Below are 24717 nucleotides of genomic sequence, written 5' to 3' on the forward strand. Positions count from 1 at the left end.
ATCAATTATAACTGGGTTAAATAATTCATTAACGATATTTTAATCAATAAAGTCTATAGTTTCATTATGTAAAGAGTAATAATGAAATAATCATTGCGGAGTTTGTCTTTTATGCCTCTTAATGCCCCTAGAATAGTAATGAAATTTGGTGGTACATCTGTTGCCGATTTAGATAGAATTCGAAATGTAGCGAAAACGGTCAAAAAGCAAGTTGAGGCAGGGTGTGAAGTCACAGTTGTTGTCTCTGCAATGTCTGGTGTTACCAATCAGTTAGTCGGTTATTGTGAATCTTTAAACCCATTATTTGATCCTTGTGAATATGATTCGATTGTTGCCACGGGTGAGCAAGTAACCAGTGGTTTATTAGCGATTGCCTTGCAAACTTTAGGTGTGAAATCACGATCTTGGGCAGGATGGCAGATCCCAATTTTAACAGATGATGCACATAGTAAAGCAAGAATTAAATCAATTGATTCTTCCAAGCTTATTGAATGTATGCAATCAGGGGTTGTCCCTGTTGTTGCAGGCTTTCAAGGTGTTGATGATAATGGTCGCGTTGCAACATTAGGGCGCGGTGGTTCTGATACTTCTGCGGTTGCACTTGCAGCAAGTATGCAAGCAACAAGATGCGATATTTATACAGATGTTGATGGAATTTATACAACAGACCCCAGAATTGTCAAAAAGGCAAAACGTATCTCAGCGATTGCTTATGAAGAAATGCTAGAGCTGGCCTCTGTTGGTGCAAAAGTTTTGCAAACACGTAGTGTAGAGTTGGCAATGAAAGAACAGGTCAGGGTTCAGGTGCTGTCCAGTTTTGATGATAATCCAGCACCGATGGAAAATTCGTTACCTGGGTCTTTGGTTGTAAGTGAGGATGAAATTATGGAAAAAGAACAAGTTACCGGTATTGCATATTCTTTAAACGAGGCTAAAGTCGTTATCAAAGATATTCCTGATCATCCTGGTATTGCCGCATCAGTTTTTGCCCCTTTGGCACGCGAAAACGTAAATGTTGATATGATAGTGCAAAGCAGTGGTAGCAATCAAAAAACAGATATGACGTTTACGGTTCCCAAAACAGATTTATTAAATGTTCAAAAGATTTTGGAACGTGAAAGAGAACATATTGGTTTTGCAGAAATGTTAACCGATGATGATGTGGTAAAAATCAGTGTTATTGGTATTGGTATGCGTTCTCACACTGGGGTTGCAAATACCATGTTTAAAACATTGGCAGAACGTTCAATTAATGTTCAAGTGATTTCTACTAGTGAGATTAAAGTTTCCGTATTGGTTGCAGCCGAGTATGTTGAATTAGCCGTTCGTGCGTTACATACGGCTTATGGATTGGATGCTCAATAATGCAACATAACGGGGTTGATTTGATGGGTTTAGATAAAGAAGCGCAAAACGAATTAGCATCTTTATGGAACAGAGGAACCGAGTTTCTAGGTTCTGAGGTTGCTATTTTAGCAGGTGCAATGTCGTGGGTCAGTGAACGCCATCTTGTTTCTGCGATTTCTAATGCAGGTGGTTTTGGTGTGATTGCTTGTGGTGCAATGGATCCTGCTTTACTAGAAGCAGAAATTATTGCAACGCAGTCCATGACGACTAAGCCTTTTGGTGTTAATTTAATTACCATGCATCCTCAGCTTAATGAGTTAATTGATGTTTGTTTAAAATTAAATGTAAAACATATTGTGCTGGCTGGGGGGGTTCCTTCTGGTGCAGCAATAAAAAAAATTAAAGATGGTGGCGCACAAGTGGTTGCGTTTGCTCCCGCTTTGGTTTTAGCTAAACGGTTGATAAAAATGGGTGTTGATGCGCTGGTAATTGAGGGCGCAGAAGCAGGGGGGCATGTTGGCCCTGTTTCTTTGACAGTATTAGCTCAAGAGATTTTACCTATTATTCGCGAAGTGCCTGTTTTTGTTGCTGGTGGGCTTGGGCGAGGGGATGCAATTTTATCATACTTGGAAATGGGGGCCTCTGGTGCGCAATTGGGTACAGTGTTTGCGGCTTCTGTAGAAAGCCAAGCGCACGAAAATTTCAAAAAAGCTTTTATCAGAGCAGCAGCTCGTGATGCTGTTACAACCGTGCAAATTGATGATTCTTTTCCTGTTATTCCTGTTCGAGCTTTGGCTAATCAAGGAACCAAAAATTTCATGAAGCATCAAGCGGCTATGATTCAAAAATATCAAAATCAAGAACTCAGCAAAGAAGAGGCTCAATTAGATATTGAACATTTCTGGGCTGGTGCTTTACGTCGTGCAGTAAAGGACGGAGACGTCGAGAATGGTTCTGTGATGGCAGGGCAATCTGTGGGAATGGTTAAAGAGATATTGCCAGTTAAAGAAATTATTCATAACTTAGTGAAACAAGCGGTTGATGCCTTGGTGGTCAGACGTCAACGGATTAAATAATCATAATTAACCTTAGGTTGAATGAAGCATGAGCGACTTAAGCCAATTGCACTCTGAGAAAAATATTGGAGATATGCTAAAGAATCGTAGAGAAGAGTTAGGGCTTAGCCTTGATGAAGCTTCTCAACGGTTACGTATTCGTCTAATATTTTTAAAAGCATTAGAGGATGGGCGTATTGATCAATTGCCGGGTGTTGCTTATGCTTCTGGTTTCTTAAGGGCTTATGCTGAATTATTAAACTTAGATAGTGATGCGTTGGTGAAGCGTTTTCGTCAAGAAAGCCAAGCTAATGCTGAAAAACCAAAGTTGATGTTTCCTGCCCCTGTGCCGCAAAGTGGTATTCCAGCTGGAGTTATTGTTTTTTTTAGTCTTTTGATTATGGTTGGGGCGTATATTGGTTGGTATAAGATGTCTGATCATCACCAATCCCCTTCTGAAACAATCCCGCCTCCACCAGCACAACTTGATCAAAAAGTAGGGGAACCTCAACAAGTTTCACCACAAATTGCATCTATTATGCCATCAGAACATCCTGTATCTATGTCAGGCAATGAGAATAAGGCTACTTCTGCTGATGTTAATAACAATAAACAGGTGGGTAATAATCCATTAACACCTCTGACGGATTTAATGCGCCCAGTGTCTTCTGATCAGTTGCCACAGCAACCTTCGTCAGCTCCTGCAGTTACAAATATCATTCCTGCTGAAACAAAAGAGCCTGAGAAACCGTTGATGATCAAAGCAATTGCCCCTAGTTGGTTACAGATCAAAGATAAAACGGGTAAAGTTTTATATCAAAAAATATTAAAAACAGATGAAACTTGGCAAGTTCCCAGCGATCAAGATGAGGTTTTGTTGACAATTGCTAATCCTAGTGTTGTTGTTTTACAAAAAGGCGATATTCAATCCTCACCATTAGGGAAAAAGGGAAAAGCCTTGCGTCGTTTTGTGCTGAATAAGGAAAAAGCTGATAAATTATTGAACCCAGAAGATGGTGATATAAAACACCCTTCTGATGAAGGAATACCTCAAGAGGTGAAAAAGAAACCAGTCGTGAGCAAGCCTGTTTCACGTTCTAAACATGATGTATCTGCTGATGATCTGAATGCAAAGCAGCTTAATCGTTAAGTTTATTGAGGACAAAGAATTGCACCTTTCATCAAACGTTCCTAAATAAGAAGTTATTAGATAAGATTATATAGCGATTTCTTTTGAATAATTTGATATATTCTATGATCATTTCGGAGATTAAAATTAAATGAGTTTACGCCCATATCAACATATTGAACGCAATAAAACCCGTCAGATTCATGTTGGATCTGTTCCTGTAGGCGGTGGTGCACCGATTAGTGTGCAAACCATGACCAATACGTTGACCAGCGATGCGAAAGCAACAATTGCACAGATTAAACGTGCAGAAAAAGTTGGTGTAGATATCGTTCGTGTTTCTTGTCCTGATGAAGCAAGTACAGCAGCATTAAAAGAAATCGTTCAGAATGTGAATGTGCCGATTGTTGCAGATATTCACTTTCATTACAAAAGAGCGATTGAAGCAGCTCAAGCAGGGGCCGCTTGTTTACGGATTAATCCTGGTAATATTGGTAGTGCAGAACGCGTTCGTGATGTGATTAAGGCTGCTAAGGATTATAATTGTTCCATTCGTATTGGGGTTAATGCAGGTTCTTTAGAAAAGCATTTGTTGGAAAAATACGGTGAGCCTAATCCTGATGCATTGGTTGAAAGCGCATTGGAACATGCAAAGATTTTAGAAGATAATGATTTCCGTGAATTTAAAATCAGTGTCAAAGCATCCGATGTATTCTTAGCGGTTGAATCTTATCGTTTATTATCCGAAGCTTGTGACTATCCATTACATATAGGAATTACCGAGGCTGGTGGAAAACGTGCTGGAACTGTAAAATCTTCTATTGGTTTAGGCTCTTTATTATGGGCGGGTATTGGGGATACAATGCGTGTTTCTCTATCCGCAGAGCCCGAAGAAGAAGTTGCAGTAGGTTGGGATATTTTAAAAAGTCTTGGTATACGCCATCGTGGAGTTCATGTGGTTTCTTGCCCATCTTGTGCGCGTCAAGGATTTCAAGTGATTCCAACTGTTGCTAAGTTAGAAGAACGTTTAGCACATATTGAAACACCGCTTTCTTTATCTGTGATTGGTTGTGTGGTGAATGGCCCTGGTGAAGCAACGATGACGGATGTGGGGGTAACAGGGGGTGGCTCTGGTCGTCATATGGTTTATATGGCGGGTAAACAAGATCATACCGTTCCCGCAGAAGATATGATTGACCATATTGTCGAGTTGGTAGAGAAAAAAGCTGCTGAGATTGAAGCTGAAAAAGCTGCAGCCAAAGCAAAAGAAGCATCTAAATAATTTTATAAACTTTAAGGCAGGATAAAAGCGTGAGTGTGGTAAAGCCCGTTCGTGGAACGCATGATTTAATTGGTGAAGAATCTAGACGTCATCAACATGTTATTCAAGTTGCAAAAAAAGTAACTTCTTTATATGGGTTTGAGGAATGGACTACCCCTGTTTTTGAAGAAACAACCGTATTCGCACGATCTTTGGGGGAAACTTCAGATGTTGTTTCCAAAGAAATGTATTGTTTTGAAGATCGTGGGGGGGATTCATTAACATTGCGTCCAGAGGGAACAGCAGGTATTTGCCGTGCATTGGTTACTAATGGATTAACTCAGTCGTTACCACAAAAGGCTTTTTACGCAGGTCCGATGTTTCGTTATGAGCGCCCGCAAAAAGGGCGTTATCGCCAGTTTCATCAAATTGGGGCTGAGCTATTAGGAACGTCTACGCCATTTGCAGATGCAGAAATGATCGCAATGGGCTATCATATTTTGCGTGAGCTTGGCATTGCTGATGATGTGGTGCTAGAGCTGAATACATTAGGTGATGTTGCAAGCCGTAAAGCGTGGAGAGAGGCGTTAATTTCTTATTTTCAAGCCTTTCAATCAAAACTATCAGAAGATAGTCGTAATCGTTTAGAGAAAAATCCATTACGTATTTTAGATAGTAAAGCACCTGAAGATCGAGCATTGTTGGCAAATGCACCCGCTTTAAAAGAGCACATGACCCCTGAAGCACAAAATTTTTGGGATCAATTAAGGGTTGCATTGGATCAGTTTAATATTCCATATAAAGTAAATCCTTATATTGTTCGTGGCTTGGATTATTACAGCCATACGGTTTTTGAGTTCGTGACGACCAAGCTTGGTGCGCAAGGCACTGTTTTAGCGGGTGGGCGTTACGAAGGCTTGGTTGAAGAAATGGGTGGCCCAGCAGTGCCGTCGATCGGTTGGGCAGCAGGGATAGAACGCTTGGCTTTGTTGCTAGAACAAAGTCCAAAAGCCTCTGTGCCCATAGTAATCATTCCATTATCTGATGACGTGCATCAAGTTGCGTTTTCTACATTACAAGATCTGCGTTATCATGGAATTTATGCCGATATTGCGTATAAAGGAAACTTGCGCAAACAAATGGAACGTGCGAATAAACTGAATGCACCATTAGCTCTGTTAATCGGTGAGGAAGAAGCACAAAGACAAGTGGTGCAAGTAAAAGATTTAATCTCTGGCGAACAGGCTGAAGTTGCTTTAACGGATCTTGTTGCGCATTGTAATATGAAATTGGCGAAATAATCGATGTCTTCTGAAGAATTTTCTATAAGTTTTAATGATCGTTTGGATAAAATTGTTGCTCGTTCAGAGGAGCTGCAACATATTTTATCCACTGAGATTTCAGGGGATGAGTTTATTGAGGCCTCTCGTGAATATGCAGATCTCAATGCAATTGTAGCGTTGGTTCATGCGTTGCGTGGTGCTGAAGAAGAAACCAAAGCTGCTGAAGAAATGTTGCAAGATCCTGAGATGAAAGATCTTGCAGAAGCAGAGTTGGAAACATTGAATGAAAAGTTGCCTCAGTTAAGGCACGATATACGTTTGGCAATGCTTCCCAAGGATAAAGCTGATGAAGGGGATGCGATTTTAGAAATTCGTCCTGCAGCTGGTGGGGATGAAGCTGGCATATTTGCAGCGGAATTGTTTGGTGCGTATCAACGCTATTCTGATATGAAAGGCTGGCGTTTTGAAGTCATGGAATATGACGATACCGGCGTTGGTGGGATTAAAGGGGCGATGGCTTCGATTGCTGGAAACAATGTGTTTGCACGTTTAAAATATGAATCAGGCGTTCATCGTGTGCAACGTGTGCCTGCAACCGAAAGTCAAGGACGTATTCATACCTCTACAGTAACGGTGGCAGTGTTGCCCGAGGCTGAAGAGGTTGATGTTGATATTGATGAAAAAGATTTGCGTATTGACGTATATCGTGCTTCTGGTGCGGGTGGTCAGCACGTTAATAAAACAGAAAGTGCGGTGCGTATTACTCATATGCCTTCGGGTGTGGTGGTTGCAATGCAAGAGGAAAAAAGTCAGCATAAGAACAAAGCAAAGGCAATGAAGATCTTGCGTGCGCGTTTATATGAACAACAACGTGCTTCGTTGCATGCTGATCGTGCTGCTGATCGTCGTTCTCAGGTTGGAACGGGGGATCGTTCAGAACGTATTCGTACTTATAATTTTCCACAAGGACGTGTAACCGACCATCGTATTAATTTAACCTTGCATAAAATCGATCGTATTATGTTAGGAGAATTCGATGAAATCGTGGATAGTTTAGCCCAAGAAGAACAATCAAGAATGCTAGCTGCTGAAGAAGCGATGTAAGATTTATTAAATATGTTAAGGATTTAAAAATACTTAGTCATCTAGGGCAACGGATTTGTATTGTGGGGCCGTCAAATAGTGGAAAATCTACTTTGGCGGTGGCTATCAGTCTATTCATCTGGATCAATTGCATCATTTTTCAGGAACTAATTGGCAACAAAGACCCGCCGAAGAATTTATTGCTTTGCATAATCAGGCTATTAGCGGACAAGTGTGGGTTATAGAGGGAAATTATTCTATGTGTTTGCCTGAACGTCGCACATGGGCAATGGGCTTTATTCTTTTTGATGTTTCGACGCCTTTAAGCTTGGTGCGTTATCTTCGTCGAACTTTATTTGAAAATCAGAGAGTAGGTAGCTTGGGAAATAAAAAAATCATATTCAATGGTCAATGATTCGTCATATTATGGTTGCTACCCAAATTAACCGAAGACGCTATAGAGAGGTATTTAATCAGATTAAATTACCTAAAATTAGTTTGTTACCTTCTAAAGATATTAATAATTTTTATCACTCTGAGAATTTAGATAAATAATTATCTAATTGTATCTTTATGATTAAGAAAAGATGCAAATTTGTTGATAGCTTTGTTCAAGAAAAATAATATAGGCTATAGTTATATATAGGGTGAATTTATGTATTGCTCTTTATTTATTTTGTATCAATAATAATCTGAGAAAAATAATGAAATTGAAATAAATAAGGAGAACTTTAAAATGAAATTTTATACTTATTTGCTTGCTTTTTCCATGGCAGCTATTGCTCAAGTCTCTGCTAAAGAAACCGTTGATAATCATTGTGGCGTAGCCGAATTAAAATGCCCTGCTGTGGTTGATAAAAAATTACCTGCGGTCAAGGATATGTTGACCTGGGATCAGCAGCAACGTGTTATTGGGTTTCGCAATGACTATCGCTCTTACAAAGGGGACGTGTTTAAAGCAGGTAACCCACAACACCCTCCTAAAGCGTTAAAAGATTTATCACATGTTTCATATGATTATAATGGTCAGAAATATACATTAAACGAATATATTAAACGTAATAATGTGGCAGGTATGTTGGTGATTAAGGATGGTAAAATCGTATGGGAATTTTATGGCAAAGGAAATAATAACACAACGCTTTGGACGTCTCGTTCTGTTGGTAAATCAGTTGTTTCCACTTTGGTCGGAATTGCTCTAAAAGAAGGTAAAATTGCTTCATTAGATGATTTAATTGTTAAGTATAATCCTGATGTAAAAGGAACTGCATGGGAAAATGTCACCATTAGGCAGTTGTTACAACATACTTCTGGTGTCGAGTGGGGCGAAGATTATACTGATCCAAAATCTGACTTTGCTCAATTAACGCAATGTGAAGCTGGGCAAGTAGCTTATGATTGTGTCAATAAGCTGGTTAAATCTCCGACACGCAAAGCATATGCAAAACCTGGGCAAGCATGGTCATATTCTTCAGGCGGGGCATGGTTGCTGGGGGATACTTTGGAAAAAGCAACAGGGATGTCTTTGGCTGCATATTTACAAGAAAAAATCTGGCAACCTGATGGAATGGTCAGAGATGGTGTCTGGCACAGTTATGCCACAGGAAAACATGACGTTGGTGCGCATGGTTTTAATGCGACACTAGAAGATTGGGGTAAATTTGGGCTGTTGGTTGCAAATAATGGTGTTTTGCCAGATGGAACAAAAATTTTTCCAGATAATTGGGTTAAAGATGCTGGTACATGGAATAAAGCAAAAAACTCTATCACAGTAAAACATCCAGATGGTAGTTACGGATATGAGTGGTGGAATAATAGTGTGCCAGCAAATTATCAAGGTCATTATACAGATAGATTAAAAAGTAACGAGACACTATGGGCGTTGGGTATTTTTGGTCAAGTGATTATGGTGAATCAAAAAGAAAATTTGGTGATTGTGCAATGGTCTGTATGGCCCAAAGCTGAACCATCTTTTGATAAGGAACCTTTAGAGACAGCATTAATGTTTAATGCGATTGCTGATAAATTATAAAGCTGGTTGAAGAGGATTTTGTAATTCTCTTCGCTTGTTTTTACGTATAGTATTTGAATTTATCCTGATTGAAGAATATATACTACGAGGAATGTGAACCAAATTTTAAATATTTTTATTCTATCTAATTTTATAAAGTTTTAGTCGTGCAACATACAGAAACCTCATTGGCATCATTGATACAAGAAGGGGAGCAGTTATTAAAAGCTGCTGACATAGAGGATTGTAGACGAGAAGCTCAGCTTTTAATCGCTGCAGCTTTGCAAAAAAGCATTACTGAGATCTTTATGATGGATAAAAATACGCAGCTTGATCCAGTATTAATTCGCCAGTATTTTGCCAGGCGTGCCGAACGAGAACCTTTTGCGTATATTGTTAAAGAACAGGGATTTTGGAGTTTAGATTTAGCGGTTTCGCCAGCAACCCTTATTCCAAGAGCAGATACAGAATCTTTAATTGAAGTATTACTGACATTGTTGCCTGATCGACAAAAACCTTATCGTTTTTTAGACTTAGGTACAGGCACGGGATGTTTGTTATTGGCTGCGTTGTCAGAATATCCTAATGCATTTGGACTTGGGGTTGATAAAATAGAGCAAGCAGCATTGCTTGCTGGCGCAAATGCCAAACAATGCCAGTTGGAAAAGAGATCTTCGTTCATCACAGGAAATTGGGCTGATGCAGTACAAGGGTCTTTTGATGTTATTTTATCCAACCCGCCATATATTCGTAAAAAAGAACTATTAGAGCTGATGCCAGAAGTGCAAGCGTATGAACCTATGTCTGCGCTTGATGGTGGTGAAGACGGATTGGATGCCTATCGATATATATGCAATCAAGCAGTTGATTTATTATCAGATCAAGGTATATTGATACTAGAGTTAGGCATAAAGCAGGATATAGAGGTTTCAAATATTGCTTTATCCAAGGGGTTATATGTTGTTCAAAAACAACATGACTTAAATGGTTGCATCAGAGCTCTTGTTTTATCTCGACAAACATTATAAAAGAATGTGGCAAATATTATATATTGCTAGGTAAAGCAAAGATGATAGATATTACCTAATAGAGTTAAGTGAATTAATTGTTTCTGTAGTGTAAAAAAAATAAAGATCAATTAATATACTGAAAGATTCATATTTTTATTATGACAATTTAAATAGTGACTTTTCAGAACTTAGTTCCTGAATTAAAAGCTATTGCGAATAGGAAAGCACAGCGTCAACTTATGAATACAAAACGTATGCGAAGCCGTTACCATCGCCCTGGTAATGGGGGTTCTCGTAATCAAAATGGACAGGCTTCATTTAATCGAAATCATGTTTTTGACAGTAATGGACCAGATACACGTATCCGTGGTACAGCTCAACAGCTTCATGAAAAATATCTTCAGCATGGTCGTGATGCGTTAAGTTCTGGGGATCGCGTTGCTGCAGAGAGCTTTTTTCAGTATGCAGAGCATTATTCACGTATTTTAAATATGATGAATCAATCTGCTCAACAGCGCCAACAACAACGTCCACAGCATAATAATGGATATTCAGAGAATAACGCTGAAAATGAGCATACATCTTCCTCTTCTACACAAGAAGAGCAACCTCAACCAGAGGTGGTTGCTGAAGTAATTGAAGCGATTACAGAAAAGCCTGTTGAACAAAACGTCACTGAAAAAACAGAAGAAGAACCTGTAGAAACAGCACCTGTTCGCCCACGTAGAGGCAGACCAGCACGTTCAGTCGCTGCAAAAAAGAAATTGCAAGAAGAGAGCAATTAAAAATAAATTTATAAAGACGGGTGAAAAATGCTTGACTTTCTTTATGGAATAAGAGTAATTAAACCTCGTCTTTAAGATTATAATAAGGCGGCGTAGCTCAGTGGTAGAGCAGGGGAATCATAATCCCTTGGTCGGTGGTTCAAATCCGCCCGTCGCTACCATATAACAATTTGTTATATGGATATTTAAGTTTTATATTAATTTTATATAAAACAGAGTTATATTACTCTTATTTAATTCTTAATCAATCTAGCTATATAATTACAATGTTGTTGCTTGATATATTTTATATGTTTAGCATAGGCTGTGATTATGTAGATTGATAATTTATATCTTGTTAAATAAGAATTATTATAATGCATTTATTGGCATATAAATAAAGCTTCTGTTTATTAAGTCGTCATTTGTAAATAAACAGAAACCTATTTTATTAATTTTAGAATGCTGCTTGAAAGCGCATGGCAATTGCATCCATATTTCGACCATGCTTGTTTAATGGGTTATTTGGTGTAGAGGATGCCATGATATGATCATAGTTTAACATCACACGGAAATGAGGATTAGGATACCAGTTAAGCCCACCGGTCCAGACAGTTTGTTGTCCTCCATTGACTCCATCACTAGCATTTTTATGGCTATTTAAATCCAATACACTCCAACGGCCACTCACTTCTAAAGCGCCCCAATGATTTTGCTTTGGATCAAAATCATATTCTACACCAGGTGCACGAAACGCCGCAGAGCGAATATCATAGCTTCTTGGTTTACCGAGGATGGTATAGGTTAAGGAAGTATAATATCCATCAAAATTTAGGTTGCTGTTAGAACTAGAACGATTAATCCCATATTGAATATATTCTGATTTGGCTAGGAAACGTTTCCAACGAAAAGCAAGTTCTGGTCCAGCTTCCCAAACACTACTGACGTTATTCAAAGCCCCTGTTTGAACTAATGTTTCTTGGGTAAGTCTGAATCCAGGAGAACCAGAAAAATTATATAGTTTACCTTTGTTAGTTTGGGCAACATCAAAAGCACTTGAAGCAGAAACACCAATATGAAGATCTATATCTCGACTTGCATAAGGGCGCCCCGCAAAGCGTAACATGCCACCTGTTTGATCTTTAATAATATCTGGATTATTTTTCGTAGTATTATAAGCATGTCCTGTAAAATAAGCCCCCAAATACCATCGTTTTCCATAGGTTAATCCACCAATACTAAATCTGGAATCCCCTGCTGCAACACCACGGGCCAATTCAACAGCGGCAGGCCTTTCCATCAATACGCCCTCGTTTGAGCTTTCAGAGCCTTCTAAGGTAACGCGTGGCTCGAAAAAGCCAAATGTTAAAATGGTATTTTTAAACCCACCATATTGCATATTTGCTTCGTACAGTCCTGCTTCTCCATTTCCGAAATCAGGGGTAATATTCACAGAGTAATCGGTATAGCGGAAGGTAATGGGAATACGACCACGACGCAAGTTTTCTCGGAATGGTGAGAAACGACCTTTCGTTTCACCTCGACGCGTGCCTGAATTAATATAACTACCAATATCCTCTTGTAATGCTAAACCAATAGCAAAACTATAGCGACCATCATCTGTTGCTATTGTGGGTCTTCCTGCTGGGAAACCTATGCGTAGCCCACCAACATAAATGGTTTCATCATGTTCTGTTGCCGATGAAAGTAATGGCATATTTGGAGACCAAAAAGAAGCACCACGATCAGGGGGAGGTAGTCCTGTGCTATGAAGTAAATCAAGCACAGTTTTTTGATGTTGTTGGGCCTCGTCACGTTGTGCAGAAGATTGATCTGCAACATTAATCATTCTAGGATTTTGTTGAGTTATATTGTTTCCCGGTTGGCCAATAGGAACGGCTGAGGATTGAGGTTGAGTTGAAGCTATTGTTTGATTGGATGGTGCAGCGGTTCCCATTCCTGTTGAGGGCTGTTGAGCAACATTTATATTCTTCTTACGCTGATTAATATTAGATTTAACGGTTTCTGCTTTGAGTTTATTTTGTCGTGAGCGTAGGGATGTGACTTCCTTTTTTAATGCCATGATCTGTTTATTCATTTCAATCATTTGTTGGTTCATGGCTTTTAAGGTGGCCTCTTGATTTGTATCAGCAGAGGCTTGTTGTGAAAAGATAAATGCTGTGCTGGCTAATGTGGTGATTAACAATGTTAATCGAAATTTTTGGCAAACAACCATAGTAAAACCCTAATTCATAAAAATATTAAGGTTCTTGTATAGGATTCTAATGGTGCTTAGGTTTCAATAAGATAACAGTTCTATGAACTTTATATGACAAACTTCTAAAAAAACCTCTTTCTTTTCATAAAACTTTCACACGGTTTGTGTAATTTTTTTTGTAAAGTTCCATCAGGGTTAATTTTGTATGGCCAGAGGAATTATTAATGCCATTTGTATATCAGAAGAATTTAATTACATTTTCAATGATTGGTTTATCTTTTGCTTTTTTTGCAGCATGCCTGCCATCAGTAAAAGCACAGAACATTACCAATATTACAGGGGTAGGTTCTAGTTTTGCCGCACCTTTATATCAAAATTGGGCAGCCAGCGCCTCCAAAGAAATTGATATTAAAGTCAACTATCAGGCTTTGGGTTCCAGTGCTGGTAAAAACCAAGTTATCGCAAAGACTGTTAATTTTGGTGCTTTGGATATGCCAACGTCAACCGAGCAATTAACGAGTGCTAATCTATTACAATTTCCAACAGCCATTGGTGGTGTTGCTGTGGTTGTAAATATTCCAGGAATTAAAGAGAATCAAGTGCGTTTGACTGGGGATATTATTGCGAATATCTACCAAGGAAAAATTACCAAATGGAATGATCCAAAGATTGCTGGATTAAATAAAGATATTATACTTCCTTCTATTGATATTGCACCTATTTACCGTGCAGATGGTTCTGGAACCACGCAAGTTTTTACATCATATTTATCCAAAGAATCAGCTGACTGGAAAAAGAATTTTGGAGCTAACACCTCTATTGCTTGGCCAGTAGGAATGGGAGGTCGAGGAAATGGTTCAGTTGCTTCGACAGTTAAAAATATAGAAGGTGGCATTGGATATGTAGAATATGCATATGCCTTACAAAATCATTTAAACACTGCACAGCTTAAGAATATTTCTGGTAGTTTCGTTTCAATTAATGAAAATTCCATCAAAGCTGCGGCCAAGGCTGCGGATTGGGTACATGCGAAAAACTATAGTGTTGATTTGATTAATACCAAAGACGACGATTCTTGGCCGATTGTTTCCACAACCTATATATTACTTCCAGTTTACAGTCAGGATTCCAAAGCAGTTATCAAATTTTTCAGATGGGGTTTTGATCATGGGGACGCTATTGCTACGCAGTTGCACTATGTTCCATTGCCCATCGTTGTTAAAGAAAAAATTGAAAAAACTTGGGAATATGCAGGGGTAGCTTCAAAAGAGGCAAAGAAATAAATATGGCTATTTTTCAGTCAAAGAATCGTAAAAACAACCAAATTTTACCTTATTTATTCACCTCATTGACTTGGTGCAGTGGTGCTTTGATTATATTGATCTTTATTGGGTTGATTATCGAGTTATGTTGGCAAGGCAGACAGGCATTTTCAGTTTTTGGTTTTGAATTTATTACCTCAACTACCTGGAATCCTGTAAAGCAACAATATAGCGCAGGCGTTTCTTTGATTGGCACTTTGCTGAGTTCTTGTATCGGTGTAATGCTGGCTTTGCCGCTATCTTTTGGGTGTGCTTATTGCCTAAGCGAGCTAATGCCCAGATTTATTGCTCGATACATGACAGCAACTATACAATTATTAGCGGCTATTCCTTCGATTATTTTGGGAATGTGGGGCTTTTTTATATTAGTCCCTCTTATGTCAAAATATGTTCAGCCCTTTTTAAAGCAAGTATTTGGCAATGTGCCTTATGTAGAAATCTTATTTTCAGGAGGAACATTTGGTGTCGGTATTTTAACTGCAGGATTAATATTGGCGATTATGATTACGCCTTTCATTACCGCGATGATGCAAGAATCATTTGCCAATACACCCTCAATGTTAAAAGAGAGTGCTTATAGTTTAGGTGCAACAAAATGGGAAGTCATGCGCCATGTGACACTCCCTTGGGTGCAAAAAGGGGTTATTGGAGGCATTGTGCTTGGATGGGGACGGGCTTTGGGTGAAACCATGGCGGTGACTTTTGTTATTGGCAATGCGCATCACGCGGGTTGGTCTTTGTTTACATCCAGTAATACGATTGCATCTTTGATTGCATTGGAATTTTCAGAAAGTACCGCAGGCAGTTTAAAAATGTCTTCTTTAATGGCTTTGGGTGCAGTGTTAATGATGATTTCGTTTATCGTTCTATTTTGTTCGCAGCTTTTGTTAAAGCAAGTGTTAAAGTCACGATAGGATTAAATCGATATGTCACAAAAATTACAAAAGCTACATGGAAATAAAAATTATTTGCTTTCTTGGCGCTTTATAAAAAATCGATTAATGACAATTTTTGCTTTTGTCACACTAGGCATTATGTTGTGTATATTAGTTTCTATTTTAACAAATTTAATTATTAACGGTTTCTCTGGATTATCATTTTTCACGCTATTTCATATGACAGCGCCTCAAGGGTTGCCTGGGGGATTATTAAACCCGATTTTAGGTAGTATTATTCAAGTAGGGTTGGCAACGTTGATAGCGGTGCCTTTGGGAATATTAGGTGGTGTTTTCTTGGCAGAATGTCCAAACAAAAAACTCAGTGCCAGTATCCGCTTTATTGCCGATATGATGATGTCGGTTCCTTCTATTTTAATTGGTTTGTTTGTTTATATTATATTGGTTATGACCATGGGATATTCGGCTTTTGCTGGGGCATGTGCATTGGCTATTTTGGCACTACCTGTGATCGCCAGGACGACTGAGGAAGCCTTGAACATGGTGCCTGTTGCAATTCATGAGGCTGGCTTTGCTTTAGGAGCACCAAAATGGAAAGTGGTTTTTTTAGTATGCTTACCAGCAGCAAGAGGCGGAGTGATTACCGGAATATTACTAGCTATTTCTAGAATAGCAGGGGAAACAGCACCTTTGTTATTTACGTCTTTGGGTAATTCTGATTGGAGCTGGAATATCTTTAAACCGATGGCCAGTTTACCCTTGGTGATTTATCAATACGCAGATTCCGCTGATGATATATGGATTAATTTGGCGTGGACTGCTGCTTTGTTAATAACAATTTTTGTTTTATGTTTAAATTTAATTGCGCGGATTTATGTGGATAGGCGCAGAAAAAAGGATCAATCCTTATGATACATGATGAGACCGCCATTTCTATTCAAAAGGTGGATTTTTATTATGGGGCTCAGCAAGCCTTAAAAAACATTAACTTTGACGTTCAAGCGAATAAAGTTACTGCTATGATTGGTCCATCGGGATGTGGAAAATCAACGTTGTTGCGTATGTTGAATCGTATGTATGATTTATATCCTAATCAACATGCCAAAGGGCAGGTTCTCTTTGATGGTGTGAATATTTTAGATAAAGAGACTGATTTAAATATTTTAAGATCACGTATAGGGATGGTTTTTCAAAAACCTACCCCATTTAGTATGTCTATATACGATAATATTGCGTTCGGGATCAAATTATATGAACGCCTTTCTTCAGCACAGATGCAAGAAAAAGTAGAAAAAGTATTACGTCAAGTCGCCCTATGGGATGAGGTTAAAGATCGTTTGTATCGTTCGGCATTGGGACTATCAGGAGGACAGCAACAACGCTTGTGTATTGCAAGGGCATTGGCGGTGGAGCCAGAAGTTATTTTATTAGATGAGCCGACTTCTGCTTTGGACCCGATTTCAACGGCTAAGATTGAAGAGTTGTTGGATATTTTAAAAGAAAATTATACAATCCTTTTAGTTACACATAATTTACAGCAAGCTGCGCGTTGTGCAGATAAAGTGGCATTCTTTTACGCAGGAGAACTTGTTGAAATGAATGATGCAGCTATTTTATTTACCAAACCAGCACAAACGAAAACGCACGATTACATTACGGGTCGTTTTGGATAGGATGAATATCAATGACAGAAAAATTGCCTGAACATACGATTAGCCGTTATGAACAAGAGCTTGAACAATTGCGTAGTATGATTTTACGCATGTTTGGTATGGTTGAAAATCAATTGACTCAAACCTTGACAGTATTGCGAGATCGTAAAATTGATACGGCCTATGAAATAGCTTTGCAGGATATTGAAATAGATGCGTATGAGCGGATGATTAGTGCGTTTTCAATTCAAATTTTGGCTTTGCGTTCGCCAATGGCAATAGACTTGCGCGAAATTGTTTCTGCATTTAAAATCAGTGTAGATTTGGAACGTATTGGTGATTTAATAGCAGGAAATTGTCGACGTATTGTGCAAATAAAGATGATTCCCGAAGGAATTTCCTTGTCAGGGTTATTAACGATGGGCAGACAAGTTCAAGAGAACTTACGACAAGTCGTGATTGCAATTACCGAGCAAGATCATAAAATGATGTTACACCTTTGGAATGCGGATAATTTGGTTGATGATTTATATCTTTCCGTTTTTACAGAGCTTACGAATTTAATGCAAAAAGAACCCGAGGTTGTTTTAGTATGTTCTCACCTTTTATTTATGGTGAAAAATTTCGAAAGAATAGGCGATCATATAACGAATATTGTTGAAAATTATTACTATGTATTTACGGGTGATACGTTACCCTATCAGCGTGTAGGCCCCGTAGATGTGATTGAGGATGTGAGTAAAGTGTAATGAATAATCAGACAAATATTCTGATTGTTGAGGATGACACCTCTATTGCTTTATTATTACAATATAACCTGAGTAAAAAGGGTTATAAAGTTGATGTTGCAGATGGCTATGCTGCGGCATTAACATATCTTCACCAGCATACTTACTCTGCGTTAATTTTGGATTGGAATCTTCCTGGCGGCACAGGAATTGATCTTTGTCGTTATATCCGTTCTCAGGCATCATTGTCATCTATTGCTGTGATTATGTTAACCGCCAGAGGTGAAGAGTGTGACGAGGTTTCAGCTTTTGATGTTGGGGTGGATGACTATATTACCAAGCCTTTTAGTATTGATACTTTACTATTAAGATTAAAAGCAGTTCTTCGACGTTCTCATGTTGAGATAAAAGCACACCAAGCACATTTGCAATTTGAGGATGTGGTATTTAACGAGGCTGAACATCGTGTTTATCGTGGTCAGCGTATTTTAAATTTGGGGCCGACAGAATATAAAATACTGGGATATTTTGTGCGTAACCCTAAAAAAGTATTTTCTCGTGAAGAGCTTTTAAATGCAGTTTGGGGAGAGAACCTTAATGTTGAGATTAGAACTGTTGATGTGCATATTTTAAGGCTTAGAAAAGAGCTTAACGCCGCAGGCGAGCGTGATATTATCCGAACTATTCGTTCCGCGGGATATGCTCTTGATGTTCAGTGAAGATAGTTTTTATACGTATTTGTTATTTTTTTTTGGTGGAGGGTTTGTCAGTTCTTTAATTTGGCTTTTTGCTTATAGGAATAAAACAGGAAAAGTCGAATTAGAACAATTTGAAGTTATAAAAGAAACTTATCATTTTAACCGAGCTTTTACAGAGTTAAAGCAAACAGTCGATCATATTCAAGCTCCAATTTTATTAATCGCCAGTGACTATGCATATTCTTCTATTTCACTACGCAACCAAATTAAACACAGCTTTTCATTATTTTCTAATTCAATTGCATATGAAAAAAATCTTTATTTGCATCAACATTATGATGATGTGATCTTAGATATTCTTAGGCACCCTGTTTTTTGTCAAACAGTTGAAGAATATATGGTATCTCCGGTATCTGAAATAGAAATACATCTGGAGTTACCCAAATCTTATCAGCTGAAATTATTATTTAGTGCTTATGAGCCTTCTAATATTTTAAAGAATATCCTAGTGATTACTTTAATTGATCAAAGTCAAATTATCTCGCTTAATCAAATGCGCAGTGATTTTATTGCTCATGCCAGTCATGAATTGCGTACTCCATTAACTTCTTTAGATGGATTTATTCAAACTTTACTAGGGGTTGGTGTTGACGACGAACAAACGCAAAAGCAATTTTTAGAAATTATGCATGCTCAAGTTGGGCGTATGATTCGCCTTACCAATGGGTTATTAACCTTATCTCGTGTAGAGCGTGATGAATATCGACTATTGACTGATCAAGTTGATTTGAAACTCGTCTTACAGCAGATTTTACAAGAATCTCAGTTCATAATAAAAAAGGCAGGAATTACCCTCAATTATCAAGACGAAATAGCATCTCAAAATGTTATAATTTTTGCTGACAAAGACCAACTTTTCCAAATATTTCATAATATTATTGAAAATGCCATTCGACATGCACCACTAGGAAATGCAGAAATCCCTTTGATTACAGTTAGATTGTATTTTACTGAAGATCATTTAAAATGGCCAGGTTTAGGGTGGGTAATTTCCATTAGTGATAATGGCCCAGGCATTGAAAAAAAACATCTTCCGCGTCTTACAGAACGTTTTTATCGTGCTGGTGATAAGCATAATGGCACAGGTTTGGGATTAGCTATCGTGAAGCATCTTGTTGCTCGTCATAAAGGAATATTTGTTATAGAGAGCCAGATGGGACAAGGAAGCTGTTTTTCTATATGGTTTCCTATGCATTACGCATAAAAATAAAACATATTTTGTAAAGGAAATGGTGCTGTTAGAGAGGATTGAACTCTCGACCTCTCCCTTACCAAGGGAGTGCTCTACCACTGAGCTACAACAGCATTACGTGCTTTAGTAGCTTTTCACGTTAAAGGATGCAACAAAAAAATTCAATTTTTAATAAATTTTTTATATTTTTGGTGAAATAAATTAAAACCATTTATTACAGTTAGGTTTATTTTTTTTAGGTAAGTAAAGGGCGTAATAAAATAAAGAATTAATAGGTTAAATGAATTATCATGCTCTATTCTGTTCAGTTTTTACGTGGTTTTGCTGCATTATTGGTTGTCATGACGTATATAGCCGACAAAGAATTACATAATGGTCTTAGTACCAGATATTGGTTTAATATGGGTGGAAGTGGGATTAATCTTTTTTATTATTTCAGGGTTTATTATGTGTTACACGACGTATGATAAACAGGCCTCCTTTACTCAATTTATAAAACTTAGAATAAAGTGTATCATTCCTCTTTATTAGTTATTTACCATAATTGCACTGGTTTCATATCTGATGCCTTTAAAATCTTTAGTGCAATGGCAGATTATATAAGTGTTTTTGATTCGTATTTTTTACTGTTATTATAAAAAATTATATTGTTGGAACAGAGAGAACACTCAGTTATGAGTTTTATTTTTATTTAATATTTGCTTTATTTTTATTGGCTTCAGTACAAACTTATCTTCAATATTTTGGGACTACGCTTACGATAATTTTTAACGTGTTTTGGTTGGACTATTGGTAGGCAAACGCCGATTAATGATTTAATTTTAGAGCATTTAGAAATAGTTCTTACTCTTTGTGCCTTACTCATATATTTATGCTAGCATTTACTAGCCGTGTTTGTATGAAATTATATTTAACCTCACCCATAGTTTTTATTGGGTTTGTTGATATGATATTGAACAATATTAAATATACATTTAATTAACTTATAATTAGCTCTTAAAATTTTTTTGGTTGGAATTATGAAATATAATTTTTCTTTTTTATCAATAGTTATTTTAATTCCAACCCTTACTGGGTGTGCTGTGGGGCCTGATTATCATAAAAAAGATGTGTGGACACCTTCAAAATGGCCAAAGCCAGCTCAAAGTTTACAAATACCAACTAACAGTCAAGTAGTTATGAATAAAATCAATCCTCAGTGGTGGGAGTATTTTCATGATCCAGTTTTGTCCGATTTAGAGCGTCGGGCAGTTACCTCGAACCTTGATATTCAAATGGCAACCCAGCGTTTAATTGCCAGTCGTGCGCAATTAATGATTGCTGGATCTGCACGTTTTCCAAGTTTGGCGGCTGGGGCCAGTTATCAAAGAAGTCAGTATAGTAAAAAGTCATTTAGCAGAGCACTACAAAAAGTCAGGAACAGTGAACCTGCGCTTGGAAATGTTGTTAATCCTAGTGATGTTGATGTGCCTTCATTTAATCAATGGAGTGATAGTCTAGATACCAGTTGGGAAGTAGATTTATGGGGACGTGTTCGCAGGCAATATGAATCTGCTGGTGCTTTAAAGCAAGTTTCTGAAGAAGATCGCAGAGGTGTGTTGATTGCACAGCAAGCAGAAGTTGCACAGAATTATATAACGTTAAGAGGATTACAATCACAGTTAAACATCGTCAAAGAAAACGAGCAAATAGCTCAAAATATTTTAAATTTGGCTAATCAACGATTTAATGGTGGGTTGGTTACAGAACTTGATGTGCGCTCTGCAGAGGCACAACTAGAGCAAACTAGGGCTGAGATTCCAAGTTTAGAGCAACAAATTGTTGAGTATATTAATGCACTGGGATTATTACTTGGTGAACCGCCCAGAGCGTTAAGTGAAGAACTCTCTACGCCCACGCCAATTCCTTTGGTTCCACCACAAGTTCCAATTGGGTTTCCTTCTGAATTAGCACAACGTAGGCCTGATATTCGTCAAGCTGAGGCAAAATTACATTCTGCGACAGCAGAAGTTGGTGTTGCTGTTGCGGATTTTTATCCTAAAGTTACTGTTGACGCCCAAATGGGTTTCCGTTCTTTATCATTTAGAGATCTAGGTTTTTGGGGGGCACGGGCTTGGAATGTTGGCCCTTCCATTTCATTACCTATTTTTGAAGGTGGTAAATTAAAAGGCCAGCTAACGCTTAAAAAAGCCGAACAAAAAGAAGCTGCTTTGGCTTACCGAAAAACGGTTTTACAAGCATGGCAAGAGGTAGATAATGCGTTAAACGCATATAAAGCAGAGCAATTAAAGCAAGAGCGTTTGCAAGATACAGTAAAATCAAATCAACGTGCTGTTTATTTAGCCCAGGCTCAATATCGTCAAGGACTACAGACTTATATTAATGTTTTGGATGCACAAAGACGTCTACTTTCTTCACAACAAGATTTGATCGATAGTAATGCACAAATTTCTATTAATTTGGTACAGCTTTATAAAGCACTAGGTGGAGGATGGGAAAGTAAGTATCCAGAGAAAATAGTTGCTTCTAAAGAACCATTGTCTAAGCAAAACTAATGTGATTAAGCGTTTTTAAAGAGGCTGTCTGTAAAAATCTTATAACAATATTCTCGTGCAAAATTCCAGGGTAGTTTCATGTTGTGACCATTAATTTTTCTTGATTAAGAATAACGCAAAGCGCGTCGAAGTTAGGGGCAAGTATTGTGAATTTTCCAAGAAAAAATAAAGATTGATCAATCTAGGTATTTTGTACACTTTGCTGTTCGTGAGGGGTCTATTATTGGGGGTGGAAAAGTGGTTTATATCTCGAAGATATAAAATATAAAGATTCTTACTTTGATTAATTTGCAGAATGATGGTTTTTGAAGAGAGAGCTGGCTGTTGTGAAAGATAAAGCCAAAGATGATGATGTTGTTATTGTTGATGTATGGCTAGAGAAAGAACCGCTTTAAAAGAAAAGTGTTTTTTCTGATTTATATCGTGTAAAATTAACTTAAATGAAATTAAATGAAAAAAAATAAAATCGAAAGTATTCAAGCGTTACGAGCGATAGCGGCGTTACTAGTATGCAGTATGCATACAGCTACTCAAAAATCGACTACAGAAGTTTTTTTCATTTATGTACAGAAAATATTATCCATTATTGGTTCATATGGTGTTGATTTATTCTTTGCGATAAGTGGCTTTATTATGAGTTGGATCGTTTTGCATGAAAATTTATCCCCTTCTATTAGGGAAGGCTTGGCGTTCTTTGTAAAACGTATCTTTCGAATTTATCCACTATTTTGGTTTACTTTGGCAGTGATGATTGTTTTATCAGTCCTGTTTAATGGCCAAATTACCTTAGAGGTTAAACAGGCATTGCATGGTTCTGTATTGTTTTTGTTAACACCGCATATCCCTTTGCAATACGCAGCTTGGAGTTTACCATTCGAGTTGTATTTTTATGTTGTCATGTTGGTATTTATTTGTTTTTTTTCTCAAAAAAACTTTATGATATTTTTTTGTAGCTGGATTTCTTTTCATCTAATGCTCGTTGTGATGTCGTCATACGGCATAATCGCTTTTCAAAACTTTATTTTTGTTAATGTTGTTTTATTAGAATTTTTTATCGGTATAGTAGTTGGATATCTGTTTTATAAGTATCCTTGTGCATCTATAACAAAGAAATATATTAGTATATTATGTGGTTGTGTCATTCTGATTTCAGGGTTTATTTACGCTTCTTTATCTTTCACACCAACAACAAAATGGATGTTTTGTTTAACAAGGGTATTGCCAGCAGGTCTAATACTTTATGGAGTGATTGGACTAGAATTACATGATAAATTAAAAGTTCCTAGATGGTTAGTAAAACTAGGAGATATCTCTTATTCTATTTACTTGTGGAATTTTCCTGTATTAGCTTTTGCATCGTATATTTTTAATCATTCTGTTTTTTATCAAGAAACAGCAGCTATTAACAGGTTTATGATTGAAATGATCGCAATAATCTTACTGAGCTTTATAAGTTATCGATGGATTGAACAACCTTGTGTTCGCTTTTCACATCGAATAGTAAATAAAATTAAGTAACATATTTTTGTCTCATTTCTGGTCATTAATTAAGAATTGGTAACTAAACCTTTTTGTGTTCTTTTTAAATAAATTAGGGGAGATAAAAGTGCAAAGAGCAAATCCAACAGTATTGTTGCAGGCGGATCTCAAGGTATAGGGCTAGCGATTGCTATTAAATTAGCCCAACATAATTATCAGGTCATTATTGCGGATTTAACCGATGTTAAAGAGGATGCATTAAAGGAATTGTCCTCCTCAATGACAAAACCCCAGTTTATTCATTGTGATATTTCAAAAGAAGAAGACGTCATGCAACTTGTTCATCAAATACAGCAATAATTTAATGGTGTTGATGTTTTGGGAAATAATGTGGGTATTATAAGTAAAGGCAGCTTAACTGACATATCAACAGACGAGTGGAATCGCGTTTTTAGTATCAATGTAAATGGACCATTTATGTTAAGCAAAGTCGTCATACCGATAATGCAACAGTAAAAAAGAGGGCGTATTATCAATATTGCCTCTGTTGCTGCCCAAGTTGGTGGTGGTTTTTTGGGGAATACGTGCTACGCCGCCAGTAAAGGAGCTATCTTGTCATTAACTAAAGGAATTGCCCGAGAATATGCGGCGTATAATATTACCTGTAATGCAATATGCCCTGGTTTTGTTGAAACACATCTAACGTCAATGATGCCTAAAGAACAAGTTGAGCAAGCTTTACATAGTATTCCTGCACATCGTCCAGCCAGCCCCTCCGAAATTGCTGATGCTGTATGTTTCTTAGCAGGTGATCAAAGCGCATATATTAATGGAGTTACGTTGAATATAGACGGTGGTTTAATTCGATGTTAAAAATTATATGCATATTTATTCTTTAAAGATTACGAAGGTATTTATTAAAGGAGTTTAATGATTCTATTTTTTTGTGATTCTGATAATTTTGGTTTAACAAT

The 24717-nt window shown here is 37.5% G+C and carries 21 protein-coding genes, 2 tRNA genes and 1 pseudogene; 22 read left to right on the plus strand and 2 right to left on the minus strand.

Translation table 11 applies throughout. The features are described from left to right. Positions 1 to 111: 111 nt before the first annotated feature. From COMX_RS09915 to COMX_RS09965, 11 genes are all read left to right on the plus strand, one after another. On the plus strand, positions 112 to 1365 hold the full coding sequence (locus COMX_RS09915; protein WP_034340862.1) for an aspartate kinase: 1254 nt from the start codon (positions 112 to 114) through the stop codon (positions 1363 to 1365). Beyond that, on the plus strand, positions 1365 to 2423 hold the full coding sequence (locus COMX_RS09920) for an NAD(P)H-dependent flavin oxidoreductase (RefSeq protein ID WP_034340866.1): 1059 nt from the start codon (positions 1365 to 1367) through the stop codon (positions 2421 to 2423). The genes COMX_RS09915 and COMX_RS09920 overlap by 1 nt, the downstream gene beginning before the upstream one ends. Before the next feature lie 28 nt (positions 2424 to 2451). After that, positions 2452 to 3552 (plus strand): helix-turn-helix domain-containing protein, encoded by a 1101-nt coding sequence (locus COMX_RS09925; RefSeq protein ID WP_034340868.1) that lies wholly within the window; start codon positions 2452 to 2454, stop codon positions 3550 to 3552. A 130-nt stretch (positions 3553 to 3682) separates the two neighbouring features. Then, on the plus strand, positions 3683 to 4813 hold the full coding sequence (gene ispG, locus COMX_RS09930; protein ID WP_034340871.1) for a flavodoxin-dependent (E)-4-hydroxy-3-methylbut-2-enyl-diphosphate synthase: 1131 nt from the start codon (positions 3683 to 3685) through the stop codon (positions 4811 to 4813). A gap of 29 nt (positions 4814 to 4842) precedes the next feature. Further along, positions 4843 to 6093, plus strand: coding sequence for a histidine--tRNA ligase (gene hisS / locus COMX_RS09935; RefSeq protein ID WP_034340875.1), 1251 nt, complete (start codon positions 4843 to 4845; stop codon positions 6091 to 6093). A 3-nt stretch (positions 6094 to 6096) separates the two neighbouring features. Beyond that, a complete protein-coding gene (prfA, locus tag COMX_RS09940; RefSeq protein WP_235176866.1) occupies positions 6097 to 7179 on the plus strand; it encodes a peptide chain release factor 1 in 1083 nt (360 codons plus the stop codon). A gap of 127 nt (positions 7180 to 7306) precedes the next feature. Continuing rightward, positions 7307 to 7573 (plus strand): P-loop NTPase family protein, encoded by a 267-nt coding sequence (locus tag COMX_RS11240; RefSeq protein ID WP_200867643.1) that lies wholly within the window; start codon positions 7307 to 7309, stop codon positions 7571 to 7573. A 321-nt stretch (positions 7574 to 7894) separates the two neighbouring features. After that, positions 7895 to 9190, plus strand: a complete 1296-nt coding sequence (locus COMX_RS09950) for a serine hydrolase domain-containing protein (protein WP_034340878.1) — start codon at positions 7895 to 7897, stop codon at positions 9188 to 9190. 146 nt (positions 9191 to 9336) lie between these two features. Next, a complete protein-coding gene (gene prmC / locus COMX_RS09955; protein ID WP_034340881.1) occupies positions 9337 to 10197 on the plus strand; it encodes a peptide chain release factor N(5)-glutamine methyltransferase in 861 nt (286 codons plus the stop codon). A gap of 221 nt (positions 10198 to 10418) precedes the next feature. Beyond that, on the plus strand, positions 10419 to 10964 hold the full coding sequence (locus COMX_RS09960) for a DUF4167 domain-containing protein (RefSeq protein ID WP_034340906.1): 546 nt from the start codon (positions 10419 to 10421) through the stop codon (positions 10962 to 10964). Between the two features lie 86 nt (positions 10965 to 11050). Then, positions 11051 to 11125, plus strand: a tRNA-Met gene (locus tag COMX_RS09965). Positions 11126 to 11400: 275 nt separating this feature from the next. Here COMX_RS09965 and COMX_RS09970 read toward each other — a convergent pair. Then, positions 11401 to 13179, minus strand: a complete 1779-nt coding sequence (locus COMX_RS09970) for a porin (RefSeq protein ID WP_034340884.1) — start codon at positions 13177 to 13179, stop codon at positions 11401 to 11403. A 206-nt stretch (positions 13180 to 13385) separates the two neighbouring features. Here COMX_RS09970 and pstS point away from each other — a divergent pair, with 206 nt between their 5' ends. The 7 genes from pstS to COMX_RS10785 are packed head-to-tail and all read left to right on the plus strand — an operon-like array spanning position 13386 to position 19721. Continuing rightward, a complete protein-coding gene (pstS, locus tag COMX_RS09975) occupies positions 13386 to 14444 on the plus strand; it encodes a phosphate ABC transporter substrate-binding protein PstS (RefSeq protein ID WP_084051609.1) in 1059 nt (352 codons plus the stop codon). Positions 14445 to 14446: 2 nt separating this feature from the next. Then, positions 14447 to 15397: a phosphate ABC transporter permease subunit PstC gene (gene pstC, locus COMX_RS09980; protein WP_084051611.1), complete on the plus strand. Its 951-nt coding sequence runs from the start codon at positions 14447 to 14449 to the stop codon at positions 15395 to 15397. 12 nt (positions 15398 to 15409) lie between these two features. Then, positions 15410 to 16291 carry a phosphate ABC transporter permease PstA gene (gene pstA / locus COMX_RS09985; protein WP_034340886.1) on the plus strand — a complete coding sequence of 294 codons (882 nt, stop codon included), beginning with the start codon at positions 15410 to 15412 and terminating at the stop codon, positions 16289 to 16291. Next, positions 16288 to 17052 (plus strand): phosphate ABC transporter ATP-binding protein PstB, encoded by a 765-nt coding sequence (pstB, locus tag COMX_RS09990; RefSeq protein WP_034340888.1) that lies wholly within the window; start codon positions 16288 to 16290, stop codon positions 17050 to 17052. The genes pstA and pstB overlap by 4 nt, the downstream gene beginning before the upstream one ends. An 11-nt stretch (positions 17053 to 17063) precedes the next feature. After that, on the plus strand, positions 17064 to 17780 hold the full coding sequence (gene phoU, locus COMX_RS09995; protein ID WP_034340889.1) for a phosphate signaling complex protein PhoU: 717 nt from the start codon (positions 17064 to 17066) through the stop codon (positions 17778 to 17780). Further along, entirely contained in the window at positions 17780 to 18478 is a 699-nt protein-coding gene (locus COMX_RS10000; RefSeq protein ID WP_034340890.1) for a response regulator, read from the plus strand. Before phoU ends, COMX_RS10000 begins: the two co-directional genes overlap by 1 nt. Beyond that, positions 18468 to 19721: a sensor histidine kinase gene (locus COMX_RS10785; protein ID WP_051462111.1), complete on the plus strand. Its 1254-nt coding sequence runs from the start codon at positions 18468 to 18470 to the stop codon at positions 19719 to 19721. Before COMX_RS10000 ends, COMX_RS10785 begins: the two co-directional genes overlap by 11 nt. Positions 19722 to 19747: 26 nt before the next feature. On the opposite strand, the gene COMX_RS10010 is transcribed toward COMX_RS10785, so the two are convergent. After that, a tRNA-Thr gene (locus tag COMX_RS10010) sits at positions 19748 to 19822 on the minus strand. 177 nt (positions 19823 to 19999) lie between these two features. Between COMX_RS10010 and COMX_RS11135 the strand changes: the two genes are divergently transcribed. The 4 genes and pseudogenes from COMX_RS11135 to COMX_RS11310 all read left to right on the plus strand — a co-directional run bounded on the left by COMX_RS11135 (position 20000) and on the right by COMX_RS11310 (position 24616). After that, positions 20000 to 20176, plus strand: a complete 177-nt coding sequence (locus COMX_RS11135; RefSeq protein ID WP_161631864.1) for a hypothetical protein — start codon at positions 20000 to 20002, stop codon at positions 20174 to 20176. A gap of 552 nt (positions 20177 to 20728) precedes the next feature. After that, positions 20729 to 22264, plus strand: a complete 1536-nt coding sequence (locus COMX_RS10015) for an efflux transporter outer membrane subunit (protein ID WP_034340891.1) — start codon at positions 20729 to 20731, stop codon at positions 22262 to 22264. A 450-nt stretch (positions 22265 to 22714) separates the two neighbouring features. Beyond that, complete coding sequence (locus COMX_RS10020; protein ID WP_034340894.1) at positions 22715 to 23782, plus strand: acyltransferase family protein; 1068 nt, start codon at positions 22715 to 22717, stop codon at positions 23780 to 23782. Between the two features lie 111 nt (positions 23783 to 23893). Next, a pseudogene (locus COMX_RS11310) lies at positions 23894 to 24616 on the plus strand (SDR family NAD(P)-dependent oxidoreductase). Positions 24617 to 24717 lie beyond the last annotated feature (101 nt).

It is taken from the genome of Commensalibacter papalotli (ex Servin-Garciduenas et al. 2014) (genome assembly GCF_000527695.1).
Taxonomy (GTDB): Bacteria; Pseudomonadota; Alphaproteobacteria; order Acetobacterales; family Acetobacteraceae; genus Commensalibacter; species Commensalibacter papalotli.

Coding starts and splice junctions, on each gene's coding strand:
- COMX_RS09915 (WP_034340862.1), top strand. CDS start 112: ATGCCTCTTAATGCCCCTAGAATAGTAATGAAATTTGGTGGTACATCT.
- COMX_RS09920 (WP_034340866.1), top strand. CDS start 1,365: ATGCAACATAACGGGGTTGATTTGATGGGTTTAGATAAAGAAGCGCAA.
- COMX_RS09925 (WP_034340868.1), top strand. CDS start 2,452: ATGAGCGACTTAAGCCAATTGCACTCTGAGAAAAATATTGGAGATATG.
- ispG (WP_034340871.1), top strand. CDS start 3,683: ATGAGTTTACGCCCATATCAACATATTGAACGCAATAAAACCCGTCAG.
- prfA (WP_235176866.1), top strand. CDS start 6,097: ATGTCTTCTGAAGAATTTTCTATAAGTTTTAATGATCGTTTGGATAAA.
- COMX_RS09950 (WP_034340878.1), top strand. CDS start 7,895: ATGAAATTTTATACTTATTTGCTTGCTTTTTCCATGGCAGCTATTGCT.
- COMX_RS09960 (WP_034340906.1), top strand. CDS start 10,419: ATGAATACAAAACGTATGCGAAGCCGTTACCATCGCCCTGGTAATGGG.
- COMX_RS09970 (WP_034340884.1), bottom strand. CDS start 13,179: ATGGTTGTTTGCCAAAAATTTCGATTAACATTGTTAATCACCACATTA.
- pstS (WP_084051609.1), top strand. CDS start 13,386: ATGCCATTTGTATATCAGAAGAATTTAATTACATTTTCAATGATTGGT.
- pstC (WP_084051611.1), top strand. CDS start 14,447: ATGGCTATTTTTCAGTCAAAGAATCGTAAAAACAACCAAATTTTACCT.
- pstA (WP_034340886.1), top strand. CDS start 15,410: ATGTCACAAAAATTACAAAAGCTACATGGAAATAAAAATTATTTGCTT.
- pstB (WP_034340888.1), top strand. CDS start 16,288: ATGATACATGATGAGACCGCCATTTCTATTCAAAAGGTGGATTTTTAT.
- phoU (WP_034340889.1), top strand. CDS start 17,064: ATGACAGAAAAATTGCCTGAACATACGATTAGCCGTTATGAACAAGAG.
- COMX_RS10000 (WP_034340890.1), top strand. CDS start 17,780: ATGAATAATCAGACAAATATTCTGATTGTTGAGGATGACACCTCTATT.
- COMX_RS10785 (WP_051462111.1), top strand. CDS start 18,468: ATGTTCAGTGAAGATAGTTTTTATACGTATTTGTTATTTTTTTTTGGT.
- COMX_RS11135 (WP_161631864.1), top strand. CDS start 20,000: ATGCTCTATTCTGTTCAGTTTTTACGTGGTTTTGCTGCATTATTGGTT.
- COMX_RS10015 (WP_034340891.1), top strand. CDS start 20,729: ATGAAATATAATTTTTCTTTTTTATCAATAGTTATTTTAATTCCAACC.
- COMX_RS10020 (WP_034340894.1), top strand. CDS start 22,715: ATGAAAAAAAATAAAATCGAAAGTATTCAAGCGTTACGAGCGATAGCG.